The 19,923-nt window shown below is 59.6% G+C and carries 22 protein-coding genes; 16 read left to right on the top strand and 6 right to left on the bottom strand.

Annotated features, from left to right (window positions below; genetic code table 11):
• Window positions 1-86 precede the first annotated feature (86 nt).
• From Q7U39_10330 to Q7U39_10310, 5 genes are all read left to right on the top strand, one after another.
• Window positions 87-653, top strand: a complete 567-nt coding sequence (locus tag Q7U39_10330; GenBank protein MDO9118346.1) for an EF-hand domain-containing protein — start codon at window positions 87-89, stop codon at window positions 651-653.
• 89 nt (window positions 654-742) lie between these two features.
• Entirely contained in the window at window positions 743-979 is a 237-nt protein-coding gene (locus Q7U39_10325) for a hypothetical protein (GenBank protein MDO9118345.1), read from the top strand.
• Window positions 980-1,212: 233 nt separating this feature from the next.
• Window positions 1,213-1,950: a TVP38/TMEM64 family protein gene (locus tag Q7U39_10320; protein ID MDO9118344.1), complete on the top strand. Its 738-nt coding sequence runs from the start codon at window positions 1,213-1,215 to the stop codon at window positions 1,948-1,950.
• On the top strand, window positions 1,947-3,500 hold the full coding sequence (locus tag Q7U39_10315) for a mercuric reductase (GenBank protein ID MDO9118343.1): 1,554 nt from the start codon (window positions 1,947-1,949) through the stop codon (window positions 3,498-3,500). The genes Q7U39_10320 and Q7U39_10315 overlap by 4 nt, the downstream gene beginning before the upstream one ends.
• Window positions 3,501-3,512: 12 nt before the next feature.
• The gene (locus Q7U39_10310; protein ID MDO9118342.1) at window positions 3,513-4,265 is read left to right on the top strand and encodes a DUF3047 domain-containing protein; all 753 of its coding nucleotides are present in this window, start codon (window positions 3,513-3,515) and stop codon (window positions 4,263-4,265) included.
• 103 nt (window positions 4,266-4,368) lie between these two features.
• On the opposite strand, the gene Q7U39_10305 is transcribed toward Q7U39_10310, so the two are convergent.
• A complete protein-coding gene (locus Q7U39_10305) occupies window positions 4,369-4,776 on the bottom strand; it encodes a hypothetical protein (protein MDO9118341.1) in 408 nt (135 codons plus the stop codon).
• Between the two features lie 243 nt (window positions 4,777-5,019).
• On the opposite strand from Q7U39_10305, the gene Q7U39_10300 reads away from it, so the two are divergent.
• From Q7U39_10300 to Q7U39_10265, 8 genes are all read left to right on the top strand, one after another.
• Window positions 5,020-6,000 (top strand): radical SAM protein, encoded by a 981-nt coding sequence (locus Q7U39_10300; protein MDO9118340.1) that lies wholly within the window; start codon window positions 5,020-5,022, stop codon window positions 5,998-6,000.
• Between the two features lie 20 nt (window positions 6,001-6,020).
• Window positions 6,021-6,791, top strand: a complete 771-nt coding sequence (locus tag Q7U39_10295; GenBank protein MDO9118339.1) for a DUF547 domain-containing protein — start codon at window positions 6,021-6,023, stop codon at window positions 6,789-6,791.
• A 3-nt stretch (window positions 6,792-6,794) separates the two neighbouring features.
• Window positions 6,795-7,445 (top strand): ferritin-like domain-containing protein, encoded by a 651-nt coding sequence (locus tag Q7U39_10290; GenBank protein MDO9118338.1) that lies wholly within the window; start codon window positions 6,795-6,797, stop codon window positions 7,443-7,445.
• A gap of 24 nt (window positions 7,446-7,469) precedes the next feature.
• On the top strand, window positions 7,470-8,147 hold the full coding sequence (locus Q7U39_10285; GenBank protein MDO9118337.1) for a TIGR04283 family arsenosugar biosynthesis glycosyltransferase: 678 nt from the start codon (window positions 7,470-7,472) through the stop codon (window positions 8,145-8,147).
• Window positions 8,148-8,553: 406 nt separating this feature from the next.
• Window positions 8,554-8,703, top strand: coding sequence for a hypothetical protein (locus Q7U39_10280; protein ID MDO9118336.1), 150 nt, complete (start codon window positions 8,554-8,556; stop codon window positions 8,701-8,703).
• A 53-nt stretch (window positions 8,704-8,756) separates the two neighbouring features.
• Window positions 8,757-9,119, top strand: a complete 363-nt coding sequence (locus Q7U39_10275) for a hypothetical protein (GenBank protein MDO9118335.1) — start codon at window positions 8,757-8,759, stop codon at window positions 9,117-9,119.
• Window positions 9,120-9,135: 16 nt separating this feature from the next.
• The gene (locus Q7U39_10270) at window positions 9,136-9,981 is read left to right on the top strand and encodes a hypothetical protein (GenBank protein MDO9118334.1); all 846 of its coding nucleotides are present in this window, start codon (window positions 9,136-9,138) and stop codon (window positions 9,979-9,981) included.
• Window positions 9,982-10,179: 198 nt separating this feature from the next.
• A complete protein-coding gene (locus Q7U39_10265; GenBank protein ID MDO9118333.1) occupies window positions 10,180-10,506 on the top strand; it encodes a hypothetical protein in 327 nt (108 codons plus the stop codon).
• An 80-nt stretch (window positions 10,507-10,586) separates the two neighbouring features.
• On the opposite strand, the gene Q7U39_10260 is transcribed toward Q7U39_10265, so the two are convergent.
• Entirely contained in the window at window positions 10,587-10,736 is a 150-nt protein-coding gene (locus tag Q7U39_10260) for a hypothetical protein (GenBank protein MDO9118332.1), read from the bottom strand.
• A 186-nt stretch (window positions 10,737-10,922) separates the two neighbouring features.
• On the opposite strand from Q7U39_10260, the gene Q7U39_10255 reads away from it, so the two are divergent.
• Entirely contained in the window at window positions 10,923-13,571 is a 2,649-nt protein-coding gene (locus tag Q7U39_10255; protein MDO9118331.1) for a CBS domain-containing protein, read from the top strand.
• A 14-nt stretch (window positions 13,572-13,585) separates the two neighbouring features.
• Here Q7U39_10255 and Q7U39_10250 read toward each other — a convergent pair whose 3' ends face one another.
• Window positions 13,586-14,266 (bottom strand): hypothetical protein, encoded by a 681-nt coding sequence (locus Q7U39_10250; GenBank protein ID MDO9118330.1) that lies wholly within the window; start codon window positions 14,264-14,266, stop codon window positions 13,586-13,588.
• Window positions 14,267-14,330: 64 nt separating this feature from the next.
• Between Q7U39_10250 and Q7U39_10245 the strand changes: the two genes are divergently transcribed.
• A complete protein-coding gene (locus Q7U39_10245) occupies window positions 14,331-14,996 on the top strand; it encodes a DnaJ domain-containing protein (GenBank protein ID MDO9118329.1) in 666 nt (221 codons plus the stop codon).
• An 11-nt stretch (window positions 14,997-15,007) separates the two neighbouring features.
• Here Q7U39_10245 and Q7U39_10240 read toward each other — a convergent pair whose 3' ends face one another.
• From Q7U39_10240 to Q7U39_10230, 3 genes are read right to left on the bottom strand one after another with little or no spacing between them, the layout of a single operon-like run.
• Entirely contained in the window at window positions 15,008-16,216 is a 1,209-nt protein-coding gene (locus Q7U39_10240; GenBank protein ID MDO9118328.1) for an amidohydrolase family protein, read from the bottom strand.
• Window positions 16,217-16,220: 4 nt separating this feature from the next.
• On the bottom strand, window positions 16,221-16,814 hold the full coding sequence (locus Q7U39_10235) for a DUF3365 domain-containing protein (GenBank protein ID MDO9118327.1): 594 nt from the start codon (window positions 16,812-16,814) through the stop codon (window positions 16,221-16,223).
• Window positions 16,811-18,010, bottom strand: a complete 1,200-nt coding sequence (locus Q7U39_10230; GenBank protein MDO9118326.1) for an alanine--glyoxylate aminotransferase family protein — start codon at window positions 18,008-18,010, stop codon at window positions 16,811-16,813. Before Q7U39_10230 ends, Q7U39_10235 begins: the two co-directional genes overlap by 4 nt.
• A gap of 278 nt (window positions 18,011-18,288) precedes the next feature.
• On the opposite strand from Q7U39_10230, the gene Q7U39_10225 reads away from it, so the two are divergent.
• Window positions 18,289-19,785 (top strand): CPBP family intramembrane metalloprotease, encoded by a 1,497-nt coding sequence (locus Q7U39_10225; protein ID MDO9118325.1) that lies wholly within the window; start codon window positions 18,289-18,291, stop codon window positions 19,783-19,785.
• The last annotated feature ends 138 nt before the right edge of the window (window positions 19,786-19,923 follow it).

The following is a 19,923-nucleotide window of genomic DNA, read 5'->3' as shown; positions in this document are numbered from 1 at the left end:
CAGACGTGGAATTTCCTTCTCGAATCGACGGCCTGGGGGCACAATAGGGCCTGCTACACTTGTATACCTCTATGAGATCCCGTCCTATGCGCAAAGTTCTTGTGAGACGATATCGCCCTGCCGCTGACTTGGCCGTGCTCGTGGTCGTCCTGGTGTCGGCCTTGGCGGCGGAGGAGAGCGTTGCCTGGGCTGAGCGTAAGGCTTCAGTGGGACGTGGAGGAGTTGCCAGCAATCGTGCGGCTGTCAGCCAGCAAACATCGCGCTCGTCTGCCCCGATAGAAAAGGATGTGGGGATTTCCCAGAAACAGCGCATCAGGAAGGGTCCTGCCCTGGAGAAGGGCAAGGGGCCGACAAAGGAACAGTCTGTCCGCCGCGCGCCTCGCCGTGCGCGAGCAACCAAACCGCTCAGGCCGCAGGCCACGCTTACGCCGAAGCCTGACGTGTCCTATCATGGGATGCTTCAGCAGCCGCAGCGGTATACCCCGCATTACGAGCATGGCAAGGGAGGGGTTCCAAACCCGAATGCCGGCGCGCTGCTCCACGAGCATTTCCAGGAACTCGACAAGAATCGAGACGGCTCGATCGATCCGTTTGAGCGGGCCTTGGGCCGGCTCGATCTTGAGCGCGACCTCGCTGATCATCAGTGGCCGTAGATCAGTCAGGCTGTCGATGCTTCAGGAAAATATTCCTTCCGCCGATAGAGGCACTAGGTATGCGTAGTAGGCATGATAGGGAGGGGTGGATGCGGATTGGACTCTGTGTGGCGTTGCTTATCAGTTTCGGGTGTGCCGGAACTCCCCCTCCTTCGACCAACAACCTGGCGGAGACCTCTCGCCAGGATCCGTGCGCCTCTCGCCTGCAACAGTCTGACCGTGGCGATATCCGTGGGCGTTCCTGCCACGATCAACATGCCTGGTGGAACGACGTCGGTAACGCGCTGAGTGGTGCCGCCACGGCGGTTCGACTCCCACGCCCGTAGATTTGCACGCAGAACCGGCCGGTCAGGCCAGACCCCTTCCCCTGAGCAGGCTCCTCTGACTTTGGTCCGTTGTCCTCATTCTGTTTCAGCCACCCACATCCAGATACCAACCCCGTCCGTACCTCTTCATAGCGATCATGTGCGGCTTGGTCTGCGCCCCTCCTGTAAGAAACCGGCGGCGGCGTCGACTATACGGGCAGGTTGTTCCATTGACAGACCTGAGAGGAGTCCCCATGATACTCCATGAAGCCGCTATGACTAGCCAAGCGCCGACGACCAACCCATCCCAGCAATCAAACGGAAGTAAGTTCGCCATGATGGCAGGTATCGTCGTGGCTATCGGACTATTTTTCTACTTCGACCTGGGAAGGGTCCTGTCTCTGGACGCCTTGAAAAGTAATCGAGACCACTTGCTGGCCTTCACCGAGGCGAATTATGCGACGGCGGTCGGTCTTTTCATCCTTACCTACATCGTGGTGACGGGCTTGTCCCTGCCGGGTGCGGTCATTCTGACGCTGGCCGGAGGATTTCTGTTTGGTAGTATCCTGGGCACCCTCTTTGTGAATCTTGGCGCGACGACCGGGGCGACGCTGGCCTTCCTAACGGCGCGCTATCTGTTGCGCGACTGGGTGGAGCAGAAGTTCGGGAAGTGGCTGGGACCCGTTCAGCAGGGCTTTACCAACAATGCGTTCAGTTATCTGATGACCTTGCGCCTGATTCCCTTGTTCCCGTTCTTCGTAGTGAATTTGGTCTCCGGCCTCACCCGTATGAACGTGGGAACCTATGTTGCGGCAACGGCGCTGGGTATTATTCCGGGTTCGTTCGTCTATGCCTACGCCGGCCGGCAGTTGGGAACGATCAACTCGTTGAAGGAAATCGCCTCGCCGAATGTCATTGGGGCCTTTGTGCTGTTGGGGCTGTTGGCCCTCATTCCGACGGTCTATAAGAAATTTAGAGGAGCGCGCGGATGAGTCAGCAAGATGAGAGCCTGATGCTGCCGGATGATGAGCATAATCAGCGGCTTGTCGCCAATGTGCATCCTGCTGACTGGGTCAATCCGGAGCCGCCCGGTCGCTACAACATGGTAGTCATTGGGGCTGGGACAGCCGGCTTAATCACGGCTGTCATTGCCGCGAGCTTGGGCGCGAAGGTCGCGCTGATCGAAAAGCATCTGATGGGCGGAGATTGCCTGAATGTAGGCTGTGTGCCGTCAAAGGGAGTGATTCGCGCTGCGCGGGCCTGGGCCGACCTCCGCAATGCCGCTGAGTTCGGGCTGCACATTCCCGCCGGCGTGAAGTATGACTTTGGTGCGGCGATGGCGCGTATGCGAAAGCTACGGGCGAAGATCAGCCACAATGATTCGGCGCAACGCTATAAAAATCTAGGCGTCGATGTGTTTGTCGGCAACGCGCGGTTCGCAGGGACGGAGACGGTGACGGTCGAAGGGCCGGCCGGCAATCGCTCGCTGCAGTTTGTGAAAGCGGCGATTTGCACCGGCGCGCGCGCCTCCGCGCCACAGATTCCCGGGCTGCAAGAGGCGGGTTACCTCACCAATGAAACGGTGTTTTCTCTCACGGAGTTGCCGCCACGTCTCGCGGTGATCGGCGCGGGGCCGATCGGGTGCGAGTTAGCGCAATCGTTTGCCCGGTTTGGCAGCCAGGTCTCTTTGATCGAAACCCAGCACGGCATTCTGCCGAATGAGGATCGAGATGCGGCGCAGATCGTGGAACAGCAGATGGTGAAGGATGGGGTGCAACTCCTTTGTTGCGGCAAAGATCTGAAGGTCAGCAGGGTGGACGGCGTGAAGCGTCTCACGGTTGATTCCCATGGCCAACAGTACGATGTGGCGGTCGATGAAATTTTGGTGGGTGTCGGCCGCATTCCGAATGTGGAGGGGCTGGGGCTGGATGCGGTCGGGGTCGAGTTCGATAAGAATGGCGTCAAGGTGAATGGCCGGTTGCAGACCAGCAATCCACGCATCTTCGCGGCGGGCGATGTCTGTTCCCGCCACAAGTTTACCCACGCTGCCGATGCGATGGCGCAGATCGTGATCCAAAATGCCCTGTTTCCCCATCCGTTCGGTTTAGGCTATGCCAGCGTGGATTCGCTGATCATGCCCTGGTGCACGTTCACGGACCCAGAGATTGCACACGTCGGGATGTATGAGAAAGACGCGCAGGAGAAAGGTCTCGAGGTCGAAACCTATACGTTCAAGTTGGATGAAGTCGACCGTGCCATCCTTGACGGCGAAGACGAAGGATTTGCGCGGGTTCACATTCAAAAGGGTTCGGACAAGATCCTGGGAGCGACGATTGTGGCAGCGCATGCCGGCGAGATGATCAGTGAATTCTCCGTCTTGATGAAAGCCGGACTCGGGGCCAAGACGATTGCCGGGACCATCCATCCCTATCCCACCCAGGCGGAGGTCAATAAGAAGGTGGTCAATCTCTGGCGCAAGGCGCATTTCACGCAGGCGACGAGGAATCGGCTCGTGAAACTCTTCGCCTGGATGAGGAGGTAGGAGAGGAACGGCATGACGGCCTTGCAGAGGGTGGTTGCGCTTACGGTTCTGATCTCAGGCAGCCTTGGTGGTCAGGTAATGTCCTGGGGGCAATCTGCACCGGTCATCGAGGTTGGAAAGTTCTCCTCGGAACAGCCCGGGACAGGCCTTCCTGGCGGCTGGAAACCCCTGACGTTCAAGAAGATTCCGAAGCAGACGGAATATGCGCTGGTGAAAGAGGGTGAGCAGGTCGTGGTGAGGGCCACGAGTGACGCTTCAGCCTCCGGGCTGACGAAGGAAGTGGCCATCAATCCCAAAGACTATCCCATTGTCCGCTGGCGCTGGAAGGTCGAGAATCTGCTTCAGCATAGTGACGTGAGCCGGAAGGATGGAGACGATTACCCGGCCCGGCTCTATATTACGTTTGCCTATGATCCCGACCATGTGAGCTTCGGGAGGAAGTTGAAGTACAAGGCGGGCCGAGCGCTCTTCGGCGACATTCCCATCGGCGCGTTGAACTATATCTGGGAGACAAAAACCTCGGTCGGCACGATCGTGGAGAATGCCTATACGGATTTTGCTCAGATGATTGTGGTCGAAAGCGGACCGTCGAAAGTGGGGATGTGGGTAGAAGAGGAGCGGAATATCTATGAAGACTACAAAAAGGCGTTCGGCGAAGAGCCTCCGTTGATCAATGGGGTCGCGATCATGAGTGATACGGACAATACCAAGGAGAGGGCGGTCGCGTTCTACGGGGATATTGAATTCAGGAAGACGGCAAAGTAATCGATAGCCGGTTCCGGGCAAAGCAAAGGGGGCCGGCCTGTACAGGGCCGGCCCCCCTCGAGGACCGTTCCGCACCCGGGTGGGTGCGCGGATTCAAACATCGTTACTGCACGGAATTCGCGAAGCCACCCCGCGTGATCTCGGCGCGGACCGTGTCCCCGACCTTCTTCTGCTTGATGTGTTTCGTCCCCTGGCCGACATACAGTTTCACCTGATTGCCTTCGTAGTCTTCAACAATGTACGCATTACCATCCACGTGCTTGAGCGTCCCGCCTACGGTCTTCCAGGCCGGACCCGGCTTTGAGTCGTGCTCGCCTGCCTTTGGCGCATGGCCGACTTCAGGAATATGGCCGGTAGACGAGGCGGCAGCTGCGGCAGAGGAATGGTGCATGCCGGACGACTTCTTCTTCGCCTCTTTATCTTTGGCCAACGCCGGCGCAGCGGCCAGCGCCACCATGGCGAGGGCGGCAACAGCGATCGTCATCATGGGGCTCTTCATCTGGCTCTTCATCGACAACCTCCTTAGAAATGAACGGTGCATAGTTCTTGGTTTGCCATACAGCAAGGCACATGCCGAAAGCGGGCTGTCGAGGACTTCCTGGAGAAACAATAGGTTAGGATGTGGTTCTAAGGAGGGACACGTAGACCACATGGTGAGGGGAAAAAAAACGGCCGTACCCCGTGCAAATCTGATCAGGATGACAGCATATGGCACCGGTCGGCATGTGTGTAATCGGATGGGGACATAATCAGAATGGGCGTCATTCGGACACTCTATGCTCCGGTCCGTAACCTCCTTAGAGGCAAACCGTTGCTGGCCGTCTTTCAGGTGTGTTTGCGCTGCAACTCGAATTGCGGGTACTGCAATCTGCCGCTCAATCAAGGCCGTTATGAAATGACCAGAGATGAGATCCGGCGGGTCTTCACCGGGCTCTACCGGGACGGAGTGCGCATGGTTTTCCTCCAGGGCGGGGAGCCGTTGCTCCGCCGCGACCTGCCGGAGATTATCGAGGACCTTGCCGCCTTAGGCTTCTTCATTACCCTCATCACCAACGGCACAAAGTTGACGCCACCGTTGCTGGACAGAATGGCGCCGCATCGGGTGACGATATCCGTGAGCCTGGATACGCTGGATCGCGAACGGTATCGGCAGATTCGCGGTGCCGATCAACTCGATCAGGTGCGTGAGGGGATCGCATTGCTCCAAGAGTATCCGCATCAGAAGTGTCTGGTGTGCATTGTGAGCGAACTGAATCGAGCCGAGGTTCCCGCGGTCGTCCGATTTGCAACGGAGCAAGGAATGTTGCCGGTGGTCGGCGCCTATCATTGGGAGGTGGGACTGTACGGGAAGAAGGATCCGGCGTTGATGTACCAGCGGCAACAAGCCGGCATGCTCTTCCAGCAGTTGCTCGATGAGGCGCTGATCCCGTCGGGATCACTGAAGCGCTTTACTGAAGACAATGTTCGCTGGTTGCAGGGGCATGATTTGGAGCCCTGTGATGCGGGGCGTTATAGTATCGCCATCGATGCATCCGGCAACGTGGCGCCCTGTCTCTCCTTGCCCTGTTCCGGGAATCTGCTGACGGCCTCCTTGAGTGATATTCTGGCAGGGTTCGATCGGGACAAGATTGCGAGCTGCTCGGGAAGATCATCCTGCAATCGGCTCGACAGCCGGATTGTCGGATCGATTGTGCGGCATCCACTCACAGCGCTGCGCACGCCGGTCACGTTGTGAGGGGCACAGGAGGGGTTGCGATGAGAGTTGCGATGATTGTGCTGATTGCGGTGCTGGGCGGTTGTTCGACGGTGCCCACGAATTACCGCCCAGCCATGCCCTTGGCCCCGGGAGAATTCTCTCATCAGCCGTTCGATCAGGTATTGCAGGCGCATGTGCGGGACGGGGTGGTGGATTATCCGGCTATTATGGATGACCGGCGGTTCGCGCAGTATCTGGATCACTTGGACCGTGTCGATCCGAATAGTCTGCCGAAAGACGATCGATTGGCGCTCTGGATCAATGCCTATAACGCTTACGCCATCAAGGGGATCTTGGACGGCTATTCTCCCGGGACGTGGGCCGGGCGGTATCGGTACTTCATCGGGCGAGCCTATCGCGCGGGAGGGGCCTCGATCAATCTGTACGATCTAGAGCGGGACATTCTCATTGCGCAATTTCATGAGCCGCGGATGCACTTCGCGATCGTCTGTGCGTCCGCTTCCTGCCCCAAGTTACAGCCCTGGGCCTATGACCGGACACCGTTGGAGCAGCAACTTGAGCAGGTGACGCGCGGGTTTATCAATGATCCGTCCAGGAACCGGTTTGATCGAGACAACAGGGTTGCCTATCTCTCCAAGATCTTTGATTGGTTTACGGACGACTTTTCCGCGCAAGCCGGCTCCGTGCTGCGGTTTGTGGCGCGGTATATCGCTGATGAACAATTAGCTCATGATCTCACGGAAAATTCGTATCGCATCGAGTATCTCGACTATGACTGGAGTCTGAACGGTCCCGTACCGCAGAGGTGATGTGTGCTGGTAGGCCCCGATGAGAAAGTGCCAATCGCGCGGCTGCTGACGTTTCTTGAGCATGGTGAACGGATGGCGAACGAGTGTGCGCAGGCGCAGGCTGCTTTGGCGCCGGACGCGCCGTCGCGTCGGTTCCTCCTCAGCCAGGCCCGGCAGGAGTCGGCGCATGCGTTCGTGTTTCGGGGGGCCATTGCCTGGCTCGCGCCAAAACATCTGGGCGACGCGCCGTTTCTTCCGGCCTTGGAAGCGTATCGGAAGATACTCGATGATGCATTGGCCCGTCAGGACTTGCTCGAAACCGTCCTGGCCGAGCAGGTCATTCTCGAAGGATTGGGAGAGGCGATTCTCACGCGCATCGAGGACGGGTTGGTGAAACGCGCCGCTCCTTTCGGCCGGCTACGGCGCATCCTGCTGCAGCAAGAAGAAGCCCATCATGGCTTCGGCCGGCGCATGCTGGAACGGGCCATGGCCGATGGTCGTATCGATGCAGTGACCCTGAGCCGCCGTGCCCAAGACTACCTCGCGCTGACCGATCAGATGGTGCTGGCGCTGAGCGATTTATTTGAAACCATCGCCGAAGATCCCACGGCCTGGGCACAGGATGTCCGGAAGTTTCTGCCAGAGTGGCTGGTGGAACCGAGGGCAGAGTCTTAGCGGCCGATCACTGAAGTGTGCACTATGGTTTCCGTCATCATTCCCGCCTATAACGAAGAAAAGGCGCTGCCTGCGACGCTTCAGGCGCTCGTGGTGCAACCTGGTGACTACGAAGTCATTCTCGTTGACGGCGGGAGCACAGACCGAACAGCGGAGTTGGCTGGCGCGGTCCCCGCGGTGCGCGTGCTCACGGCGCCGAAAGGCCGGGCCTCCCAGATGAATGCCGGAGCTGTCATCGCGCAAGGGGAGTGGCTGCTGTTCCTCCATGCGGATACCCTGTTGCCGTCCGGGGCGATTCAGCGGTTAAACGAGATGGAGTTCGAGACGGCGATCCAGGCCGGTGGATTCATGCATCAGTTTTCTGGTGACGACTGGCGGTTGAAGCTGATCTCACTCTTAGACAACATTCGCTGTATCCGCAGCCGGATTATCTATGGGGACCAAGCACTCTTTGTCCGCCGCGCCTTGTTTGAGCAACTCGGAGGATTCCCCAGCCGGCCGATTCTTGAAGACGTGGCGTTTTGTGAACGCCTGATCACGGTCACCACTCCGCTGCTGCTGTCGCCTCCCGTCGTCACCGATGCGCGTAAGTTTTTGAAGATGGGTGTCTGGAGAAGCTTTCTCCGCGTTCTCCTCATCATCCTCCATGTCGAATTCCGTCTGCCCGTCCTCCCCAGAGCCTTCTTTCAGGATATTCGCTAAAGCCGATTGTTTACCTTTCCCATGCTCCCTCGTCTAACCCATCAAACAGGGTTGGAAGGAGGGGGCTATGCGACAGGTCTATGCACAAACAAGAGTATGTATTCTCTCAGGTGTTCTGCTGCTATCCGGGTGCACATCAACCTTGGTTCGTGACGATGTGAAGCGAACGGCAGGGTTGGACGGTCATTGTGCCGGAAGCGAGTGAGTGGACGATTCGTCGCTCGCGGTATATCCGGTGTCGGTGGTTCAGGTGCCGGGGTGAATGACTGGGAGCTTGGGAGGCAATAGAGGCCAAGGTCTTCGTCCGGCTGGTGTTGCTGCAACCGGGCGCGCAGTCGGTCGCAGTCGCGGGTGATTTCAATGGGTGGAATCCCGGGCAGACGAAGCTGGAGCGGTCGGAAGGCGCATGTGGACGGCGACGATTTCCCTGAAGCCCGGCCGGTATCAATACATGTTCGTGATCGACGGGAAACAATGGATCGCCGATCCCCTGGCGGGCGAAGCCTCCGGCGACGGCTTTGGAGCGGAAAATGCGGTGCTTGATGTCAGGATCTGAACCTAGGCCATGCTTCCTTGCATCGCATTCGGCTGTCGGGTACTCTGCGGCCCATGACGAGCGGACTCAAAATCGCGATGTGGAGCGTGGCGCTGGTCCTGGCCATGAGCGCCTGCGCGCCGACGCTCAAGCCCGATATGCCCAGGCCGGTGACGGGCGGGGTGCGGTTTGCCTACCTCGCGCCTGCGGCCACTACCGTGTATGTCGTGGGTTCGTTCAACGGGTGGGTCAAGGGTGCGACGTCGATGAAGCGAGAAGGGCAGACGGGGGTCTGGGTCGCCGAGGTGATGCTACGGCCGGGAGAACACACCTTCATGTACCTGGTCGACGGAAAAAAGTGGGTCGTGCCGCCGCTGGCGGAGGATTTTGTGACAGACGGATTCGGGCAAACCAACGGAGTCGTGATCGTTCGATAAGACTATGCGCAGCACGATGAACATACCGGTGTGGCTGATCGGTCTGGCGATGTGTCTGGGTGCTTCGCCCGCACTGGCGGACTCTCTCTCGACCCAGGACCGGGAAGAGATCAATCGGCTGCGCTCGGCTCAAGGCCGTTCTGCGGAAGAGGTGAATGCGCTCCTTGAGCAGGTGACGAAAGCCGGTGAAAAAGGTCTCCCGACCGAACCGCTGGCGAACAAAGTCAAAGAAGGCTTGGCCAAGGGGGTCGAACCGAAGCGCATCGATCCGGTATTGCGCCAATTGGTTTCCCATTTTGAATCGGCTCATGACGTGTTGCAGGAATCGATCAGCAAGGGGATGGTTGACGTTTCCCAAGGCAATCGGCAACGGGCGCTGGAAGGGTTGGCGGAGGCGCTGAACCGCGGGGCGACCGCCGAAGACGTGCGCGAGCTTGCAAAGACGGCCCAAGGCGGAGGCGCCGAGGTCTCGCAAGAATCGTTAGCCTCCGGGGCCAAGAGTCTGGCGATCCTGAAGGAAGCCAAGATTCCCTCGAAAGACGGTACCGCGCTGATTGCAGAGGGAATGCGGCAGGGCTATCGGTCGGCAGAGCTGAGCGACCTGGCCCGTGAAATCAAGCGGCGGGGAGCCGACCTTCAGCAAGGTCGCATGAATCTACAGACCATTAAGGATCAAGTTTCCAAGGGGCAACGTGCGGATCGGATCTTCCGCGAAAGCGATCAAGGCGGATCTGGCGGTGGCGATCATATGGATCGTAGCGGCAGTTCAGACCGCGGAGGCCGCGATGATCGTGGCGGGCGCGAGGACCGCGGCAGCCGGCCTGATCGGAGCGGGAGCGGTCACGGCGGGCGTGATCGCTAGCAGCGCGGTTCCCCAGGCTCCATACCTGGTTCGATAGCCTTCCTCTTTCTTGCTCTGCTCAGAATATCTGGACAGCCCAGTTGCCTCCTGATACATAAATCCAGTCAGGTGTTCCCCGGATAGAGGTTCTGTCAACGGCGCAGATGGCTGCGCGTTGATGAGAGCACGGGGGCTCAACCTTTATCCTAGGGGGTATCGATGAAGACGATGATACTGTCGGTTGGCGTGTTGGCGCTTGGCATGAGTGGGATGGCGTTTGCCCAGGCGGAGACGCCTGTCATCGATCAACGACAGGCGAATCAGGAAAAGCGGATCGATCAGGGGATTGCCAGCGGTCAGTTGAATGAGCGGGAAGCGAACCGGTTAAACAAGCAACAGGAACACATCAATAAGATCGAAGATAAAGCAAAGGCCGATGGAGTCGTGACGAAGGGCGAACGGGCCAGGATCGATCGCGCGCAGGATCGTGCCTCGCGGCATATCGCGCGCGAGAAGCATGATGCCCAGGGCAAACGGCATCGCTAGGTCCTGTTTGGTTCATCGGTAATCAAGAAGGGGCGCACGAGAGCTGTCGTCCGCCCCTCTGGTAGTTCTGCTCCGATGTGTTACCGTCCTCGGCCACGACGATCCGCGCGCCGGTCTTCCTGGCGGACATCGGCTTGCGCGAACACGACATTCGGCATGATGGCCGGGGCCGCGATGGCCATCACCAGGCTGGCAAACATTCCGACTTTCAGTAGAGTGTTCATCATCATTCGTCCTCCTTGAGTGGGAGAGAGCTCGTGGTAAAGGCTGGTTGCAATTGTCGCTGAGGGAGGCCCGTCCGGCTCTCTGATCGGGAGAGCCCCCTCCAATCGACCTGTCACTCAATAAGACGAGCGGAAGGCGAAAAGGTAAACCCTCGCATTTCGGAAGGTTCTCGACCCTGCTAGAATGGCGCTATGGAAGTCGTGACGACTCACCACAACGCGGACTTCGACGGATTGGCCTCGATGGTCGCCGTGCGCAAGTTGTCCCCCGATGTACGGCTGGTACTGTCCGGCGGGGCACAGGAAGCGGTGCATGCCTTTCTCCTGGCGCACGACCTGAATCTCACCAAGCTCAAAGATCTCGATCTTGCACAAGTGACGAAGTTGATTCTGGTCGATACCCATGACCCCGATCGTATTGGTCCATTCAAACAATGTTGGCTGGATCCGAAGGTCGAGGTGCAGGTCTTCGATCATCATGGAGCAGACCCCAGAGGGATCGGGGCTCCATCGATCGGGAAATCCATCGATCAGGTGATCGAGACCGTCGGGGCGACGGCGACGATGCTGATTGAACGGGTGCGAGAGGCAGGTGTCCCGCTCACGCCGGTGGAAGCGACGGTCCTGGCGCTCGGCCTCTACGATGAAACCGGGGCATTCACATACTCCTCGACCACTCCGCGCGATCTGCAGGCCGCGGCGTTTCTCATCGGCGCCGGGGCCGATCTGAAGCTCATCGCTCAGACGCTGCACCAGCCGCTTGATCCGAATATTGTCGCGTTGCTGAACGATCTCCTGCAGCACAGTGAGGTGCACTATCTGGAAGGCCGGAAGGTGCTGGTGGCAACGAGCACCTTCGATCGCGATCGTGTGGAAGCGGCCGAAGCGGTGCATCAGTTGGCCGAGCTTGAAGGGGTGGACGCCATCTTGGTCGTCGTGATGAACGAGGAGCATGTGGAAGTGATCGGCCGCAGCCGCGCGCCGGAGATCGATGTCGGATGGATCGCGCAGGAGTTCGGCGGGGGGGGGCATGCAGTGGCGGCGGCCGCGATTGTCAAAGGGCAGACGCTCACAGAAGTGAAGGAGCGGCTCGTCCAGTTGTTGACGCAGCGGTACCGGCCGACGCTGTTGGCCAAGGATGTCATGACCAAGCCGGTCAAGACGGTCAGCGGAGACGCCACCGTAACTGAAACGGAACAGCGCATGACCAACTACGGCGTGAACGTTCTGCCGGTGCTGGATGGCAAAGACCGGTATGCCGGGTTGGTCAGCCGAGAGCAAATACAGAAGGCGCTGTTCCATCGATTGGGCAAGCTGACGGCGGCCGACATTCTTCAAGCGGATCAGTTCACCGCGAATCCCGACACCGACTTCCATGCCATCGAGCAGGCGATGTTGGAGCGCAATCAGCGATTCGTGCCGATTCTTGAGGGCACGAAAGTGGTCGGGGTCATTACACGTACGGATCTGCTCAGGGCGTGGCATGACGATGTCCTGCGCTCCTTGAAGATGCGCCCGAAAGTTACGGACCCGGCCGGCGTGCCAGGGCCGCTGCATCACCGCAATCTCAAGCGACCCCTTCAAGAAAAGTTGCCGGCGCCCCTCTTCACGCTGCTCAAGGAAGCCGGGCAGTTGGCGGACCGGCTGGATTTGCCGCTGTATGTGGTGGGCGGCTGCGTGCGGGATCTGTTGCTCGGGATCGAAAACCTCGATCTCGATCTGGTTGTCGAGGGGGATGGAATCGCGTTTGCGCGAAAGTTGGCAGCGGAGCAGTCGGCGCGCGTCACGGTGCATGAGCGATTCGGGACCGCAGTCATCGTCCTGCCGAACGGGTTCAAGCTTGATGTGGCCACCGCCCGAACCGAGTACTACGAATATCCGACTGCGCTTCCCACCGTCGAGCAAAGCTCGATTAAGAAAGACTTGTATCGCCGAGATTTTACGATCAACGCGCTGGCGGTTCGTTTGAATGGCCGTGGATTCGGAGAGGTGCTCGATTTCTATGGCGGTCAGCGGGATCTGAAGAATCAGGCCATCCGCGTGCTCCATAGTCTCAGTTTTGTCGAAGATCCCACGCGCGTGTTCCGTGCGGTCCGCTTTGAGACCAGGTTCGGGTTCCATCTTGGGAAAGACACTTTGGCGCTGGTGAAGGCGGCCGTCAAGATGGCGCTCTTCCAAAAACTCTCCGGCCACCGGCTCTTGGAAGAATTGAAGGCGCTCTGTTCAGAGCGGGAGCCGAAGTCGGGATTGAAGCGGTTGGCGGAGCTTGATCTGCTGCGATTCATCCATCCGAAGCTCGTCTGGACCTCACGGCTCGAGAAGTTGCTGCTCGCCGTCGAGGAAACACTCGATTGGTACCGGCTGCTCTATCTGGATCGCAAGCTGGAGGCCTGGCTGGTCTATATGATGGTGATCGCAGCGGTCCTGCCCGACCGTGGCGTGACGGAGTTGTTGAAACGGTTTCCCTTCAGTGAGCGCGAATCGACGACATTGAAAGCCATGCGGGGAGGAGCCCATCGGTTGCTACGACAGCTGAGCAAGCAACCACCGCTGAAACCATCCGGGGTCTGCCGGATATTGGAGGGTGTGCAGGATGAAGCGCTGGTGGCCATCATGGCCCAGAGCCCGTCCGAACGGGTGAAGCGGCTAGTGTCGGCGTATCTCACGGCCTGGAGACAGGCTAAGCCTCGGCTCACCGGGAAAGAACTTCAAGCAATGGGCATCAAGCCGGGACCGATCTACGGCAAGGTGCTCGCACAGCTTCGTGACGCGCACTTGGATGGGCTGGTCAAGACAGAGACAGAAGAGCGGTCGTTCATCGAGAAGCTGATCCGCCGTTGACCGTCGAGCTGCGTTTAGTTCGACGGTGTAATCGTCAGCGACACTTCGTTCGGCAGCAAGAGCGTCACATTGGCCTGGTTCCCAGCATCCGGCTGAATAATGGCGAACAGCGGGACCGGTTGCGGGACCGTGCTCGGCGGCATCGCCAGGAGCGCCGGAAAATCGATCAAGGGCGAGATAGTCGCAAGGCTCGCGAGTCTCAGCCTGAACGCCATCAAGATATCCCGAAGCCGTCCTGTCTGCTCCTCCTGGGAGAGCGAGTGATTCGTGACAATCCCGATGTCCCACAGGGGCTTGGTGATCGTGACCGGAAAGGTGAGACCAAGTTCCTTGGCGGTCGGCGTGACGTCGATCAATATTCCAGACTGAATCGCCTCCTGCCGGTCCCTGATGGTCGGGACAGCCGGGCCTGTTTTAGCCTCGTCTTCCGATTCTCCCTGCGCCGAGCCCTTCTCGACAAGAGTCTTGCGTTCAACGTCTGAAATAGCCGGCAGCCCGGCGTCCAGCTCCGCGAGCACCGCGTCAACTTCAGGGATTGCTGCAACGATTTCCTTGGGCAAGGCGTTCACAATACCATCATAGACAATCCGCGCAGAGGCGGACCAGGAATCATTGAACGGACGCCCGGCAAACGCGGCATCCGCAGCCTTCTTTTCGTCGTTCGTCAGTACTTTGGGCGTGGTGTTGTGTGTCATGATTCATAAGATAAGCCGGATGAGGAGAAGGTCAAGGGGGTGGGGTCAGTCATGGTGAAGCCTGATGAAAGCTCGTGCTATAGTTTCGCGCATGGCGCAAATGGACTACTACCGTGTGTTGGGCGTCTCGCGGGAGGCTTCCGACGACGAGATCAAGAAGGCCTATCGAAAGCTCGTCTTCCAGCATCATCCCGATCGAAACCCCGATGCCAAAGATGCGGAGGCAAAGATCCGCGAGATCAACGCGGCCTATGAGATTGTCGGCGATGCGGAGAAACGGCGCAGCTATGACCGGCTTTATTGGGGAGACGAGCCTCGCGCGGACTTCGTGGATCTGTCCGCCATTTTCCATGAGATGGAGCAGAAGCTCTTCGATGAGGGGCGAAAAGAGCTGTTTGCGCTGCTCGTGAAGAATGTGGCCAGAGTGAAAGCCGAGTTGGCTGTCCTGCGCGAGCGGACCGTGGCGGCGCAGGGCTATGACACGTTTAAAGAGGATCTGGTCGCAGAACGGGGGGCGGAAGTGATGGATGAGTTTCTCACCGAGGAGATGGAAGCACGCAAGGGGCGACTTGTCGAGGTGGCCGCGGAGATGATGGTATCGCAAGGAGTGGTGAAGAAGAGCGACGAAGGCGGGTTTCGCTCAATGCGTGGACAGCTGGAGGACAGCTTCAGAAAAGGCCGCATTCACGGATACGCGTCAGCCCTGGAGCTCTTTTACGAGAGACGCTGATCGTTCACGTTTTACGTCTCCGAGAGCGGTCCTGCGACGAACTTGCCCGCCTGCATCACTCCCATGATTCTGCTGCGGTCCCGCAAGTACTCAATCCGCTTGAGCGGGTTGCCATCCACGATAACCAGATCCGCCTGCCGGCCTCGCATCAGAGTGCCAACCGTGTCATGGATGCCGATCAAGCGCGCGGCGGCCGCGGTTGAGGCGAGAATCGCTTCCATCGGGCTCATGCCGAACGCCACCATCCGTTCCAGTTCCTGCGCATTGTCTCCGTGGTAGTTGAAGGGGGTTCCGGCATCGGTGCCCATGGCAATGCAGAGTCCGCTCTGATGGGCCTTCTTGAAGCTCGCTTGATGGCGCTTGGTCATCGCTTTGGCTTTATCGAGCGCGCTGACGGGAATGCCGCAACCCGGCCGTCCTGCTGCGGTGGTCGAGAGGGCGGAGAGCGTCGGGACCATATAGACGCCGTGCGTTTTCATCAGCTCGCCGGCTTCGTCGTCGAGCAAGGTGGCGTGTTCGATGGAGTGGACGCCCGCGCGAATCGCGTTTTTCATGCCGGACGCCCCGTGGGCGTGGGCTGCGACTTTCTTCTGCGCCCGGCGGGCGGTCGCGACGGCGGCCGTGAGTTCATCCATGGTCATCTGCGCCTGATCGGGTGATGTCCCGGGAGTAAGCACCCCGCCCGAGGCGATGACTTTAATCACTCCGGCTCCGGCCGCGAGCTGTGCGTCGACGGCCCGCTGCACCTGCTCGATTCCCTCGACTTCCTGTCCGATGAATCGGGCATGGCCGCCGATCATACAGATCGCGAGACCGGCGCCGACAATGCGGGGGCCCGGCAGGATTCCCGCATCGATGGCGTGTTTCAACGCAAAGATGGAGTGGTCGCGCGAGCCGACATCGCGGACGGTCGTGAAGCCCGATTCGACGGTTTGTCTTGCATGGCGCGCCGATTTCAACAGCGTCATGGAAGGAGTATCCGACTCGACCGTGGCGACGACGTCCGGCTCTCCTCCCAGACAGAGGTGCACGTGACAGTCGATCAAGCCGGGAATGACCGTCAGGCCGCGGCCGTTGATTTTGGTCACGCCTTTCGGGATCGTCATGGTGCGGCTCGACCCCGTGGCGACGATCTTACTGCCGCGGATCAGAACCGTGGCGCGTTCGATCGTGTAGCCGGTTCCGTCAATAAGGCGAACATGCTGAATGGCGATGGCCATGGAATTATTCTCCGACTGGGAAGGTAATGACGATGCCGCCCATCACATCGTTCAACTTGAAATCGCGGCGTGGGCTGTTGGAGTGCTGGTTGTGGCAATCGACGCAGGCTTGGGAGCCGGCCCGGTCGGCATAAATGGCTTGGAAGTAGCGCGTGCCGCCCTTGGTGATGTAGCCGTAGTGCGGTTTGTCAGGGTTCTTGTCCACCGCGGCGAGGCCGAGGCGTTCAAAGTCGCTGTTGGGGCCGTTCCAGACATAGATCGGCGTGAGGCTGGCCAGGCGGAACGAAAACTTCAGGTCTTTCATCGCCACCAGTCGGCCGGATTCCATCAGATACTGGGCGGGCAAGGCGACGCCGCGTTCGTCTTTCCAATGTTCGTGCGCCTGAATCCCTTCTTTCTGCAGTTTCACCACGACATTGTCCGTATAGTTGTTGCGATTGGCTTCGAGCAGGGCTTGGATAAATGCCGCCACTTTTTCAGGGGAGACCATATCCGTCTTCATGGAATTGGCCATCGTCAGCTTGAAGACCCAGAAAAGGATGACACTCATCAACGCGAAGACCACGGCCCCTAGCACCACTAAGAGCGGACGGCTCATGCTCGGTACTCCTTTCGCACAGTGCGGCTATAGACCCGCGCGGCGGCTTGCAGCGCGACCCCCGGCGTCGAGAGCCAGCCGAATCGGATCAATACTTCTTCAAGGGCATTCAAGAACGTCAAGACGTTCGCTTCCGTGCTGGACTCCCCCATCAATCCGATACGCCAGACCTTGCCTTTGAGCGGACCCAGTCCTCCGCCGATCTCAATACCGTAGATCTGGAGCAGCTGTTGGCGGACTACGGCGTCATCGATATGCGGAGGGACCGTGACACAGGTTAACATCGGGAGCCGATGCTCCGCGAGGGGAAGCGGCATGAGCTCCAGCTCCATGAGCCCGGCGACTAAGGCTTCGCTGTTGAGCCGGTGACGCGCAATGCGGGCGGGCAGTCCTTCCTCCTCCACCAGTCGCAGCGCTTCGCGCAGTGCGTAAATCATCGATATTGGTGCGGTGTGATGATAGGCGCGGGACACTTCGGCCCAGTACTCGGCGACCAGCGCCAGATCCAGGTACCAGCTTTGGCAGGGGGTGCGACGGCCTTTGATGACGGACAGGGCTCGTGGACTCACTGTGAGCGGCGCCAGTCCAGGCGGGCAGCTCAGACATTTCTGCGTCGCGCTGTAACAGACATCGATCCCCAGGCGGTCCACATCGACCGGAATGCCGCCGAGCGAGGTGACGGCATCGACGATAAGCAGTGCATTATGGTCCCGGCACAGCGAGCCGATCGTCTCAAGCGGTTGGCACGCGCCGGTTGACGTTTCCGCATGGACTATCGCCACGGCTTTCACCGGTCCTGAACGGCGCAAGGCCGACTCAATCATATCCGGAGGAATGACCTGGCCCCAGGGTATCTCCATCCTGATCGCTTTGCCGCCGCATCGTTCGACGATGGTCGCGAGCCGCGTGCCGAAGACCCCGTTGACGCCGACGATGACGGCATCGCCAGGCTCCACCACGTTGACCATGGCCGCTTCCATCCCGGCCGATCCGGTTCCGGACACGGCGATGGTATACGGATTGGCGGTGGCGAACACAAACCGGAGCAACTGCTGCACATCGTTCATGACCCCGAGGAACGCGGGATCGAGATGGCCGAGCAATGGCGTGGCAAGGACCTGCAGGACACGGGGATGCACCATGCTGGGACCGGGGCCGAGCAACAGGCGCCGGGGAGGAACAAAGTCACGCATCATGCCGAAGTCTCCGAACGGTTTTGCGGGGTAAGTATAGCCAAGTCCAGCGTGAGAGGCCATGTGATAGTGGCGGGATTTCGGCCGTGTGCTGACAGGCTGTTCAGAAGGGCCGTTTAGCCAGGCCGCAGCGAGTGAAGAGGCGAGGCGTACGTTTCGGTACGTTGAGTCTCTGAATGAAGCGAGAGCGCCGCTGGCGGACTTTCTCAATAGCCTGGGGGGAGGATCTAGCCATTTCGAGGGATAGGTGACCGCGAGGGGCCGATGGTATAGTCACCCCTATGATTGCTGCAAGCAGACCAGAGGGCGACCAGACAGGTTTCGCCGAAACAGGAAGGGCCGAGACGCCATCGCCATTTAACGGGCCCGATCGCCCGCGCTTTTCGTTCGGGGTCAGTCTGTTTGCTGCGACGCTGCTCCTCTCGGCGTTGGGGGCGCTGCTCTGGCTGTCCTCCAATTCACCCAAGCTTGATCGATTCGAGGATCCTGAGCGGGCGCTGGACCTGATGGTCAGCCGGACGATGGAGGCGCAAGACGGCTTGCTGCTGGCGCCGGACTGGCAGCAGCGAGTGACGGAGTGGACGGCCGGCAGCAATGATGTCGAGCGGGCGCAGGCGATCCAGTGGTACCAAGAACTTGTGGCCGCGACCGCCTCGCCGGAAGCGAAATTGCGATTGGCGATTCTGCAGGTCGAATCCGGTCATCCGTCGGAAGCGCTGGCTGCGGCCAACATCTGGGCCGAGGAGGATGCGCCGCTGTCTCTCTACGCAGCGTTCATCGACGCCGCCTATGGCGAGGGCTCGCTCACGAGCGAACGCGAAGTGGAGTTGCAGTCTGCCTTGGCTGAGGTTCTCCCGGCCGGATGGTTCTACAATCATCTCGCGGCAGCCTTGGCTGAGCGAGCGGGTGACGTGGCCTTGGGCGCGACCGTGCGCGAACAGATGCATGCCCGCGGGGCGCGGGTTCAAGGGTTCTCGCAAGTGCTCACGGGCCTGGAGCTGCTGGGGTTGATCTGCGGATCCCTCATGCTGCTGCGATTTGCCTGGCTCGGGATTCGAGGGGTCGATGGCCTGCGTTTGCATCAGCCCGGGGTGCCGCCGCCCTGGCCAGGAGGCATCGGCACGGCAGTACTCTTGCGGGGCGGGGCACTGGGCGCGGTGCTCTCGTTGGCATTCATTTCAATGGCGCCCGCAGAGAATGTCTCGCTGCGCGCCGTCGCGATTCCGATGGCGAACCTGCCGCTGTTGGGGATGGCGTACTACTATCTGCTCAGACCATCGGGGCTGAGTTTCCTTACCGGGTTTGGCTTGCAGATCCAGTGGAGGCAGGTCGGGCGGCTGGCGGGTGTGGTGCTCGCGGTGGTGGCGGCCGGGTTGTGGGGCGAGTGGGTGATGGGGCGGCTCGCCGAGTCGTTGCACCTGGCCAACCACTGGACGGAATGGTTCGACCCTGATCTGGTCTGGGCCTCGGGCTCGGTGTTGACGATCAGCTTGCTGGAGTATGTGGTCTTTGCGCCGCTTTTCGAAGAGCTGGCGTTTCGCGGCATCTTGTATGCGATCCTCCGCCGCCGCTTGAATCCATTGCCGGCGGCACTCCTCAGCGCCTCTATTTTCGCTCTGGCGCACGGGTACGGGCTCATCGGCTTTCTCAGCGTGCTGTGGAGCGGCGTGCTCTGGGCCTGGCTCTATGAGCGGACCGGCAGCTTAATCCCCGGCATGATCGCGCATGCAACGAACAATCTGCTGGTGTGTCTGGCCGTCATGGCCCTGCTCCGCTGAAAAGGTTCAGCATTCTCTGGTGCCGAATCGTTATCCTTACAGGCATTCCCGGAAAGAGCGAGCTATTCTCGTGAACGAATTGATTTTGGAATGTTGCTATACTTTTGCTACGTATCAATTCCAAGCCTTTTTCAAGTA

Origin of the sequence: Nitrospira sp., from assembly GCA_030653545.1 — a bacterium.
GTDB lineage: Bacteria > Nitrospirota > Nitrospiria > Nitrospirales > Nitrospiraceae > Nitrospira_D.
The sequence above is the reverse complement of the archived record's forward strand: the minus strand, read 5'-3'. Positions and strand labels throughout refer to the sequence as shown.

What these genes read in the sequence shown, in the direction of transcription:
- Q7U39_10245 (MDO9118329.1), top strand. Translation starts at nt 14,331, where the DNA reads ATGAAAGCTCGTGCTATAGTTTCGCGCATGGCGCAAATGGACTACTAC.
- Q7U39_10240 (MDO9118328.1), bottom strand. Translation starts at nt 16,216, where the DNA reads ATGGCCATCGCCATTCAGCATGTTCGCCTTATTGACGGAACCGGCTAC.
- Q7U39_10235 (MDO9118327.1), bottom strand. Translation starts at nt 16,814, where the DNA reads ATGAGCCGTCCGCTCTTAGTGGTGCTAGGGGCCGTGGTCTTCGCGTTG.
- Q7U39_10230 (MDO9118326.1), bottom strand. Translation starts at nt 18,010, where the DNA reads ATGATGCGTGACTTTGTTCCTCCCCGGCGCCTGTTGCTCGGCCCCGGT.
- Q7U39_10305 (MDO9118341.1), bottom strand. Translation starts at nt 4,776, where the DNA reads ATGAAGAGCCAGATGAAGAGCCCCATGATGACGATCGCTGTTGCCGCC.
- Q7U39_10225 (MDO9118325.1), top strand. Translation starts at nt 18,289, where the DNA reads ATGATTGCTGCAAGCAGACCAGAGGGCGACCAGACAGGTTTCGCCGAA.
- Q7U39_10255 (MDO9118331.1), top strand. Translation starts at nt 10,923, where the DNA reads ATGGAAGTCGTGACGACTCACCACAACGCGGACTTCGACGGATTGGCC.
- Q7U39_10330 (MDO9118346.1), top strand. Translation starts at nt 87, where the DNA reads ATGCGCAAAGTTCTTGTGAGACGATATCGCCCTGCCGCTGACTTGGCC.
- Q7U39_10250 (MDO9118330.1), bottom strand. Translation starts at nt 14,266, where the DNA reads ATGACACACAACACCACGCCCAAAGTACTGACGAACGACGAAAAGAAG.
- Q7U39_10295 (MDO9118339.1), top strand. Translation starts at nt 6,021, where the DNA reads ATGAGAGTTGCGATGATTGTGCTGATTGCGGTGCTGGGCGGTTGTTCG.
- Q7U39_10280 (MDO9118336.1), top strand. Translation starts at nt 8,554, where the DNA reads ATGTGGACGGCGACGATTTCCCTGAAGCCCGGCCGGTATCAATACATG.
- Q7U39_10315 (MDO9118343.1), top strand. Translation starts at nt 1,947, where the DNA reads ATGAGTCAGCAAGATGAGAGCCTGATGCTGCCGGATGATGAGCATAAT.
- Q7U39_10275 (MDO9118335.1), top strand. Translation starts at nt 8,757, where the DNA reads ATGACGAGCGGACTCAAAATCGCGATGTGGAGCGTGGCGCTGGTCCTG.
- Q7U39_10285 (MDO9118337.1), top strand. Translation starts at nt 7,470, where the DNA reads ATGGTTTCCGTCATCATTCCCGCCTATAACGAAGAAAAGGCGCTGCCT.
- Q7U39_10265 (MDO9118333.1), top strand. Translation starts at nt 10,180, where the DNA reads ATGAAGACGATGATACTGTCGGTTGGCGTGTTGGCGCTTGGCATGAGT.
- Q7U39_10300 (MDO9118340.1), top strand. Translation starts at nt 5,020, where the DNA reads ATGGGCGTCATTCGGACACTCTATGCTCCGGTCCGTAACCTCCTTAGA.
- Q7U39_10320 (MDO9118344.1), top strand. Translation starts at nt 1,213, where the DNA reads ATGATACTCCATGAAGCCGCTATGACTAGCCAAGCGCCGACGACCAAC.
- Q7U39_10325 (MDO9118345.1), top strand. Translation starts at nt 743, where the DNA reads ATGCGGATTGGACTCTGTGTGGCGTTGCTTATCAGTTTCGGGTGTGCC.
- Q7U39_10310 (MDO9118342.1), top strand. Translation starts at nt 3,513, where the DNA reads ATGACGGCCTTGCAGAGGGTGGTTGCGCTTACGGTTCTGATCTCAGGC.
- Q7U39_10260 (MDO9118332.1), bottom strand. Translation starts at nt 10,736, where the DNA reads ATGATGATGAACACTCTACTGAAAGTCGGAATGTTTGCCAGCCTGGTG.
- Q7U39_10270 (MDO9118334.1), top strand. Translation starts at nt 9,136, where the DNA reads ATGAACATACCGGTGTGGCTGATCGGTCTGGCGATGTGTCTGGGTGCT.